Origin of the sequence: Botryobacter ruber (assembly GCF_003347595.2) — a bacterium.
Taxonomy (GTDB): Bacteria; Bacteroidota; Bacteroidia; order Cytophagales; family Hymenobacteraceae; genus Pontibacter; species Pontibacter ruber_A.
Window position 1 is genome coordinate 20,111 of the sequence record NZ_QCZK02000009.1, and the last position, 7,615, is coordinate 27,725.

General features: G+C 52.3%; 7 protein-coding genes. 2 read left to right on the forward strand and 5 right to left on the reverse strand.

All coding sequences use genetic code 11. From position 1 onward, the window contains the following. Nucleotides 1–193: 193 nt before the first annotated feature. The 4 genes from ypfJ to DCW36_RS01515 form a co-directional block, all read right to left on the reverse strand. Complete coding sequence (ypfJ, locus tag DCW36_RS01500) at nt 194–1,084, reverse strand: KPN_02809 family neutral zinc metallopeptidase (RefSeq protein WP_114784556.1); 891 nt, start codon at nt 1,082–1,084, stop codon at nt 194–196. 56 nt (nt 1,085–1,140) lie between these two features. Then, nucleotides 1,141–1,533 carry a hypothetical protein gene (locus DCW36_RS01505; protein ID WP_114784558.1) on the reverse strand — a complete coding sequence of 131 codons (393 nt, stop codon included), beginning with the start codon at nt 1,531–1,533 and terminating at the stop codon, nt 1,141–1,143. Nucleotides 1,534–1,555: 22 nt separating this feature from the next. Next, entirely contained in the window at nt 1,556–2,449 is an 894-nt protein-coding gene (locus DCW36_RS01510) for a Rieske 2Fe-2S domain-containing protein (RefSeq protein ID WP_114784560.1), read from the reverse strand. A gap of 268 nt (nt 2,450–2,717) precedes the next feature. Continuing rightward, the gene (locus tag DCW36_RS01515; protein ID WP_114784562.1) at nt 2,718–3,740 is read right to left on the reverse strand and encodes an alcohol dehydrogenase catalytic domain-containing protein; all 1,023 of its coding nucleotides are present in this window, start codon (nt 3,738–3,740) and stop codon (nt 2,718–2,720) included. Between the two features lie 455 nt (nt 3,741–4,195). Here DCW36_RS01515 and DCW36_RS01520 point away from each other — a divergent pair, with 455 nt between their 5' ends. Then, nucleotides 4,196–5,089, forward strand: coding sequence for a transglutaminase domain-containing protein (locus tag DCW36_RS01520; protein WP_114784566.1), 894 nt, complete (start codon nt 4,196–4,198; stop codon nt 5,087–5,089). 120 nt (nt 5,090–5,209) lie between these two features. Next, nucleotides 5,210–6,376: a sigma-54-dependent transcriptional regulator gene (locus DCW36_RS01525; RefSeq protein ID WP_114784568.1), complete on the forward strand. Its 1,167-nt coding sequence runs from the start codon at nt 5,210–5,212 to the stop codon at nt 6,374–6,376. A gap of 53 nt (nt 6,377–6,429) precedes the next feature. Here DCW36_RS01525 and DCW36_RS01530 read toward each other — a convergent pair whose 3' ends face one another. Further along, nucleotides 6,430–7,350, reverse strand: coding sequence for a zinc-dependent peptidase (locus DCW36_RS01530; RefSeq protein WP_114784570.1), 921 nt, complete (start codon nt 7,348–7,350; stop codon nt 6,430–6,432). Nucleotides 7,351–7,615 lie beyond the last annotated feature (265 nt).

Below are 7,615 nucleotides of genomic sequence, written 5' to 3' on the forward strand. Positions count from 1 at the left end.
ATTTAGAAATCAAGAAATAAAAAATAATCTGATTAATCCATAAATCCGACGAATCCAAATTCAGACAAAAAAATCTGATTAATCCATTAATCCGGCGAATCCAAATTCCGACAAAAAATCCGATTAATCCATTAATCCGGCGAATCCAAATTCCGACAAAAAATCCCACGAATCCAAATTCCGACAAATTGTTTTACAACGCGGCAGCGCTAAACGTATCGCCCTGGCGCACATCGCCTGTCTCGAAGCCTTTCCGGAACCAGCGGACGCGTTGGGCGGAGGTGCCGTGGGTGAAGGAGTCGGGTACCACTCTTCCGGTCGCTCGTTTTTGAAGCCGGTCATCGCCGATGGCACTGGCGGCATTCAGGGCTTCTTCCAGGTCGCCGGGCTCCATAAAACCAGTTGTGCGTTGCGTATGGTGCGCCCACACACCGGCATAGAAATCGGCCTGCAGCTCTACCCGTACCATCAGCTTATTAAATTCCACTTCAGATAGTCTGCCCCGCATAGCGTTTACTTTCTCCATGGTACCGGTGAGTTTCTGCACATGGTGCCCCACCTCATGCCCAACCACATAAGCCTGCGCAAAGTCGCCTTCAGCCCCAAGCTTGTGGTCCATTTCGTTGAAAAAGCTAAGATCAATGTAAAGGTTTTCATCGCCAGGGCAGTAAAATGGTCCTGTAGCGGCAGAAGCAAGTCCGCAGGCCGAGTTTACCTGCCCCGAAAACAGCACCAGGGTAGGTTCCCGGTACCCTTGCATCAGCTTGTTCCAGACATCTTCGGTATCGGCCAGCACCACAGCCGTCTGTTCAGCCAGCGCCTGCTCTTCCGGGCTTGGCTGGTACTCCGTCGTTTGGGCATACTGCGGTTCCCCGCCCACAAACCGCTGCAGGAGCTCTATGGGGTTGGTACCTGTCAGAAATAGCAGCAGCGCCACCACCGCCACAATTACCAATCCCGCTTTTGAAAAAAGGAGCCGGAACAACGGGATTAGCAGCATGGGACTGATGCCTCTGCCACCTCCTCCTGTTTGACCTCTACGGTCTTCAATATTGCTGCTTTTTCTTCTGCCTCGCCATTTCATATAGATCTTGTTTAGAATGAAGTGAATGGTGGTAGCGCGACTTATTGTCCAACTTTTTAGCGAACGTCCATAGCTATACCGAACAGTATAACGGCAGGCGGCTTCTCTTGGATACACCCAATTTTCCGGAATACCAGTCGGGCCAAAGCCCAGCTGCAACTGGCCGCGAAGCGGTCGCTTCTCTTTTTGTTAAAAGCCAAAATGGAGGAGGTGGTGGAACAGACGTAGGAGCAGTGGTAGGGATGAGTAATTGGATTGGCGTTAAAAAGATCTTTTGTTTCGCAAAAACTTAAAATGACCTGCTGTTCGGGATTTGCACTCCCGAACTCCGGAGCCTGCGGATTTGCAATCTGCTTCCCTGCATACCAGGAATGCAGGGAAGCGGATTGCAAATCCGGAAGAGCATCTTTTCCCTGTAGAGACGCGGGGTTAGGAACAAAGCCATTCATCCCGGAAATTAAAAGCAGGCCATTATGCTTTACCTGCTTTTGCCGGACGCACCTCAATCTGCCCGTCATGCGTGCGTACCTCAAATGTCGGTTGCGATTCGGTTGCTGGTCCGTCCACCACACTGCCGTCTTCCAGCGAAAAAACGGAGCCGTGCCAGGGGCAGCGCACGCGGCAGTCGTCGAGCAAATCGCCTTCGGAAAGCGGACCGCCCTGGTGGGAACAGGTGTGGTGCAGGGCAAACAGCTTCCCATCTTTCCGGGCCAGCAGCACGTTCACTTCCCCGGCTTTTACGCAACGCATCGTGTTCTCAGCCAGCTCCTTTTCGGGCAGGACTGCAACAAAATCTTTAGGGGGTGTTTCGGAAGTAGCGGTGTGGTCTACACCTGTTTGCATCCTGTACACCAGGTGTCCGCCCAGGTGCGCACTGTAAGTCATGATACCGTAGCCCAGCATCGACAGGCCAATGCCCGCACCGCGTGTTTCCTTGCGCCTGCGTAGAAAAAGCGATGTGGCGTAGAGGGCGGCCGCAGTCGTATTCAGCAGGCCGTGCAGCAGGCCGGCTTTCCGCCTTTTGCCGGTTGTCCCGGTCCAGTCGGTCAGGCCAGTAAGGGCTGCTCCAACCGCTCCTGCCAGGCCAACCGCTACGGCGGCATCGGCACCGGGTGCATATTTTTTCTCGCCAAGCAGTTCCATGCCGTCCAGCACGGCAGCCGTTGTCCAGGATCCTACGGGCACGTCTGTGAGCGCCGGATGAAGCGGAAAGCCCAGCCAGGTGCCGTGCAGCACATTTTTCAACCGCTTACCGGTAGTTCCGCCAGCCGCAAAGGCATTCAGAACGGCGGGCTGCAGGGCGTCGCCGGCAGTTTTAAGCCAGCGCTGTGAGGAAATGGTGTCGAGAAGAGATTCCTGTTTCATCTGCTAATTATATATAGTGAGGTGGTAACGCTCCTTGTAACGCTACAAAAGCAAATGATGTTTGGCAGAAACGCTCCCTTTTACTTCTTTGCATCCGTCCCCGGCACCATGCGCTGCAGCCAGCGGCCGCCTGTTCAGTTCGGGTACTGCCCTATTCCTGTAAAATAGTTTGCTGCACCTGCCACCACAGCCTCGCCTGCTCCAGCCGCGAGGCACCGGAAGGCTGCCAGCACAAAAGCTGCTTCTCCCCGGGTTGTACAATGCTGCTTCAGAGCGCTACCACCACCTTCCCTACCGTTTTCCCGCTCTGGAACTTAAAAATGGCGTCCAGCATTTCGTCAAACCGGTACACCTGCCCGATGTACTGCGGTTTCAGCTGAAGCGCCTGCAGCCCCTGGAGCAGCTGGTGCATCAGGTCGGTTTGCTCGTAGAGGTAGATAAGGTTGAAGCCCATGAGCGATTTGTTTTCGGTAGGCAGACGCAGGGGATCAATTTTGGGGCGATTCAGAAACTGCCAGAAGAGCTTCGGGTAATTCGGTCTGGAGCCGTGGCTGGTAAAGCTGGCGTTTCCGTACACGACCATCCGTCCCATCGGGGCCAGCGCTTTCCAGCCCTGCGCCAGCACCTTGCCGCCAATGCATTCCATGATCAGCCGGAGCGGGCGCCCGCCCAGCGCTGCCTGCAGTTTCCCGGGGAAAGCCTTGTCGCGGAGCAGGACGGCATCGTAGTCTTCTTCGTGTCGCAGGAAATCGATTTTGCTTGCATGACCCACCGTACCGATGGTGTAGGCGCCATATTTTTTACAAATCCGGTTTGCCAGGATACCCACTCCACCGGCGGCACTATGGATCAGCACTGCTATGCCGGGCTGCAGGTTGCCCAGTTCGGTGAGGGCATAGTAGGCCGTAAGACCCTGCACCAGGAACCCCGCCCCTTCCCCGAAACTCCAGCCTTCCGGAAGCGGAACAACATAGCGGTGGTGGCTGTTGATGTGGGAGGCATAGCCGCCGAATTTTGTAGCGCCCATAACCCTGTCACCAATCTTACATTCCTGCACCGCCTCTCCTACGGCTACAATTTCACCTGAAAACTCCAGGCCCGGAATAAAGGAGCCGGCAGGCGTGGCGCTGTAGAGCCCCTGCATGGCAAAGATGTCGGCAAAGTTCAGCCCGACCGCCTTCACCTGCACGCATACTTCGTCGGGGCCGGGAGGCGCCAGTGCTTCGGTCCGGAGCTGCAGGTTGTTAATGGAACCTGCTTTGGGCATACGGTAAACCTGTCGTTCAGGCATAAGCATTTAGTGCGTTGGGGTTGAACCTGTTATTCCCCTAGCTTAACGTGCCTTTGTGCCAGAGGTTCCTGTGGTTGGCGCAGGTACACCATGCCCGCTTTTGACCGGCTGGTAGAAAACTGCGATTTTTCACATCCTGTAAGCAGCAGTGGCTGTGGTGGGTGGTGCAGCAAATCTTTTAACCCGCTGCAATACAACAACGAACAGATTTACAGCATAACTTGTCGTGCAAACGCGGTTGGCGACCTGGCTTACCGGGCAAAACTGCTTTCTGAATTTAAAAAAATTATCCTTATTTTCAGCTAACGCAGCCTGGGAGTTTTTTTTTATAAAAAAGTGGCAAAAATGGAATATTAAGGCCTGTTATTTGCGTTAAGATAAAGAGAAGCCTTTCGCTTTTCGCATACAAAATCAGTCAGGCACCAGATGCCTTTTACCATTAAATTGGGGAACTCATGACGCCATTCTTCCGACTATCCAACCTTACCAAGTTTTTTGTAAGGTTCATACAGATCATCGTGGTCTTCCCGATGGCTGTGCTTATCAGTTTCTATATGCCCAGGGTCAGCTTCATTGATTATGAAATGAATTTCCTGCTCTGTGTAGTGATAGCTGCTGCCGTATCGGTATTGGTTTCGTTTTTCAGCCGCAAGCTGATTGTGGTCATGTTTTTCGCCATTCTCGGCTTTATCTTTTACAATAATACCTTCCAGAATTACTCCGTCGAAAACCTTTACACCGACTACAATGCCATGCTGGTGAACATGACCAGCAACTCCAACAAAGTATCCTATTTCAAACCGGTGAAAGGTACTTACTTCCAGGAGCGGCGGGTAAAAAGTGCCATGCAGCCAACGCACCCTGCGGTGCGGTCGTTTGCCGTAGAAAACTCCACGCGTTACTTCCATGAAGAATATTACCGCAAGTACGGCAAACTGGTGCGCTATTTTTCGCTCTTCAAGCACGTGCGCCTGAACTGGAAGTATGTGAACGACCCGATCGGTTTGGACTACTATTCCCCTCCTACCGAAAGTATTGCCCTGCTGGCCGGCGACTGCGACGACTACTCCATCCTGATGGCTTCTTCGATCATGGCCATTGGCGGCGAAGCCCGTGTGGTTATTTCCAGCAGCCACATGTACACTGAGGTGAAGGTGGGCGAGGTAGAAGACCTGGAGGAAATTACGTACGTGGTGCGTACCCTTTTCCCGGACGAGGTGAGCGGCGGCAAAATCCACTTCCACGAAACAAATGGCGCCCTCTGGATGAACTTCGATTATACAGCCCGCTACCCGGGCGGACCGTTCCTGGAGCCTGAGCTTTACAGTGTTATCCCGTTTAACGAGTAAGCCTGAAGAGCAGCGCTATAGCTGAAAATCATTTTTAATCGTACTAAAGCAGCAGCCACCTTGTTTTGTGGCTGCTATTTGTTTATACTTAGCACAAAACAGAATTAACACTTACTAAAGATGCCTAAAATTCTGATTATTGATGATGAGCGGGCCATCCGCAGCACCCTGAAAGAAATTCTCGAGTTCGAAAACTACACCGTCGACGAAGCCGAAGATGGTGTAAAGGGCCTGCAGTTCATCGGCAAATCAAAGTACGATGTAGTGCTCTGCGACATCAAAATGCCCGGCATGGATGGGATCGAGGTGCTGGAAAAAGCCATGGAAACCTCTCCTGACACCCCTTTTATCATGATTTCGGCGCATGGTACGATAGACACCGCCGTGGAAGCGACCAAGAAAGGAGCCTACGATTTTCTGCAGAAGCCACCAGACCTGAACCGCCTGCTGGTTACCGTACGCAATGCCCTCGACAAATCGAACCTGGTAACGGAAACCAAGATTCTGAAGAAAAAGATATCCAAGAGCTACGAAATGGTGGGACACTCTGCTGCGCTCGAACGGGTGAAGCAGGCCATCGAGAAAGTGGCGCCAACCGATGCCCGCGTGCTGATTACCGGTCCGAACGGATCGGGCAAGGAACTCGTGGCACGTGCTATTCATGAGCAAAGTAACCGCTCCGCCGGTCCTTTGATAGAGGTTAACTGCGCTGCCATCCCGAGCGAGCTGATCGAAAGTGAGCTGTTCGGGCACGAGAAAGGCTCTTTTACATCTGCCGTAAAACAGCGCATCGGGAAATTTGAGCAGGCCAATGGCGGCACGCTGTTCCTGGACGAGGTAGGCGACATGAGCCTGTCGGCCCAGGCAAAGGTGCTGCGTGCGCTGCAGGAGCATAAGATTACCCGCGTGGGCGGCGACAAGGATATCCAGGTGGATGTGAGGGTATTAGCAGCTACAAACAAAAATTTACTCGAAGAGATTGAGGCCAAAAATTTCCGCGAAGATTTGTACCACCGCCTGGGCGTTATCCTGATTCATGTGCCGCCCCTGAACGAGCGGCGCGAAGATATCCCGGACCTGGTGCAGAAGTTCCTGCAGGACATTGCCAACGACTACGGCAACAAGCCTAAAGCCATAACGGAAGATGCCCTCGCCTACCTGCAGCAGCTCGACTGGCGCGGCAACGTACGCGAACTCCGCAACGTGGTGGAACGGCTCGTGATCATGAGCGGCAATGAGATTACCGCCGACGATGCCAAAGCCTATGCACGCCCGGGAGGAGTCTGAGCCTGCAGTATGATACAAACGGGAAAGCCTCTGCACTTGCAGGGGCTTTTCTGTTATATTTTTTTCTTTTTTGGCAGGCAACAATTCTTATATTTCTCTCCGCTCCCACAGGGGCACGGTTCGTTTCGTCCTACCCGTTTGCCATAGGGGTTGAGGAGTTCGCTAAAATTCAACCGGAACCTGTTTCGGGGATTTTGCGCAAATACTTTTGTCAGCAGGTTGTACAGGTCAGGATGCTTCTCGGCCAGCTGCTCCGGACGCTCAAAGAAATACTCTGTTACGACCGCAAAAAACTCTGCCTCGCTGGTAGCGCCATAGCTGTTAATATCCGACTTGCCTTTCCTGATATTCTGGATTTTACGATACATCAGCTCCTCCCACGGCTGCACAAGTTCTTTGGGCAGGTAAGCTGCCGGTGTCCCGTCTATCTCGCCATCAGCCTGGTCCAGCATGTGTGCAAACTCATGTATACCCACATTCTGGCGGTCGTTCATATCGTTAAAACCTTTCTCCAAAGATGGTTTCGACAAGGTAACGTAGTGGTCGTTCTGGAACGGGTTAACCCGTCCAAGCACCTCTGAAACAGATTCACTATCCTTCTCCTGGTACTTTTTTATGCTTCCCGGAAACACGAGCACCTCGCCCAGGTTGGGATACTCCCAGTCCCGGAAGCCGAAGATGGGAATAATGGCACTGGACGCTACCAGTACTTTGGTCAGATCATCAATCTCCACATCAATCCCGGTAATATTTTTCTCTGCCAGAAACAGCTGCAGCATTTTTTCGAAGCGGTGCTTTTCCTCTTCCGCTTTTAAGGTGTGGTAAAAACCAACGCGGTCGATCAATATTTTTCGCCATTCCGCCGGAAACTCCTGCACCACCACTTCCTTTCGCCTGCGGCTCTTCCTGGTGGCCCATCTATAAAAAAGCAGGCAAACACCTGCTACAAATGCAATGAAAACGATATAACCCATGCCGGTGTTAAACGCAAGAAGTACCAGAAGGATATCAACTAAAACCAAATAGAAAAAAAGGATCTTCCATTACGATTCGGCTTTTAGCAAATGTTTCTGCAGCTAGCCCACAAGGTACTGTCTTAAAAGTCAAGTTTTTTTATAGGATAATTTTGTTATCTTTGTCTTACCCAAAAGAGAGCTCCCAGCCGAAAGGTCACGGATGTTCATCTTGTGTAGCCCCGCTAGCCGGGGCTACTTTTTTATGCTGCTGCGCAGCAACCCA

What these genes read in the sequence shown, in the direction of transcription:
- DCW36_RS01530 (WP_114784570.1), bottom strand. Translation starts at nt 7,350, where the DNA reads ATGGGTTATATCGTTTTCATTGCATTTGTAGCAGGTGTTTGCCTGCTT.
- DCW36_RS01520 (WP_114784566.1), top strand. Translation starts at nt 4,196, where the DNA reads ATGACGCCATTCTTCCGACTATCCAACCTTACCAAGTTTTTTGTAAGG.
- DCW36_RS01515 (WP_114784562.1), bottom strand. Translation starts at nt 3,740, where the DNA reads ATGCCTGAACGACAGGTTTACCGTATGCCCAAAGCAGGTTCCATTAAC.
- DCW36_RS01510 (WP_114784560.1), bottom strand. Translation starts at nt 2,449, where the DNA reads ATGAAACAGGAATCTCTTCTCGACACCATTTCCTCACAGCGCTGGCTT.
- DCW36_RS01505 (WP_114784558.1), bottom strand. Translation starts at nt 1,533, where the DNA reads ATGAATGGCTTTGTTCCTAACCCCGCGTCTCTACAGGGAAAAGATGCT.
- ypfJ (WP_114784556.1), bottom strand. Translation starts at nt 1,084, where the DNA reads ATGAAATGGCGAGGCAGAAGAAAAAGCAGCAATATTGAAGACCGTAGA.
- DCW36_RS01525 (WP_114784568.1), top strand. Translation starts at nt 5,210, where the DNA reads ATGCCTAAAATTCTGATTATTGATGATGAGCGGGCCATCCGCAGCACC.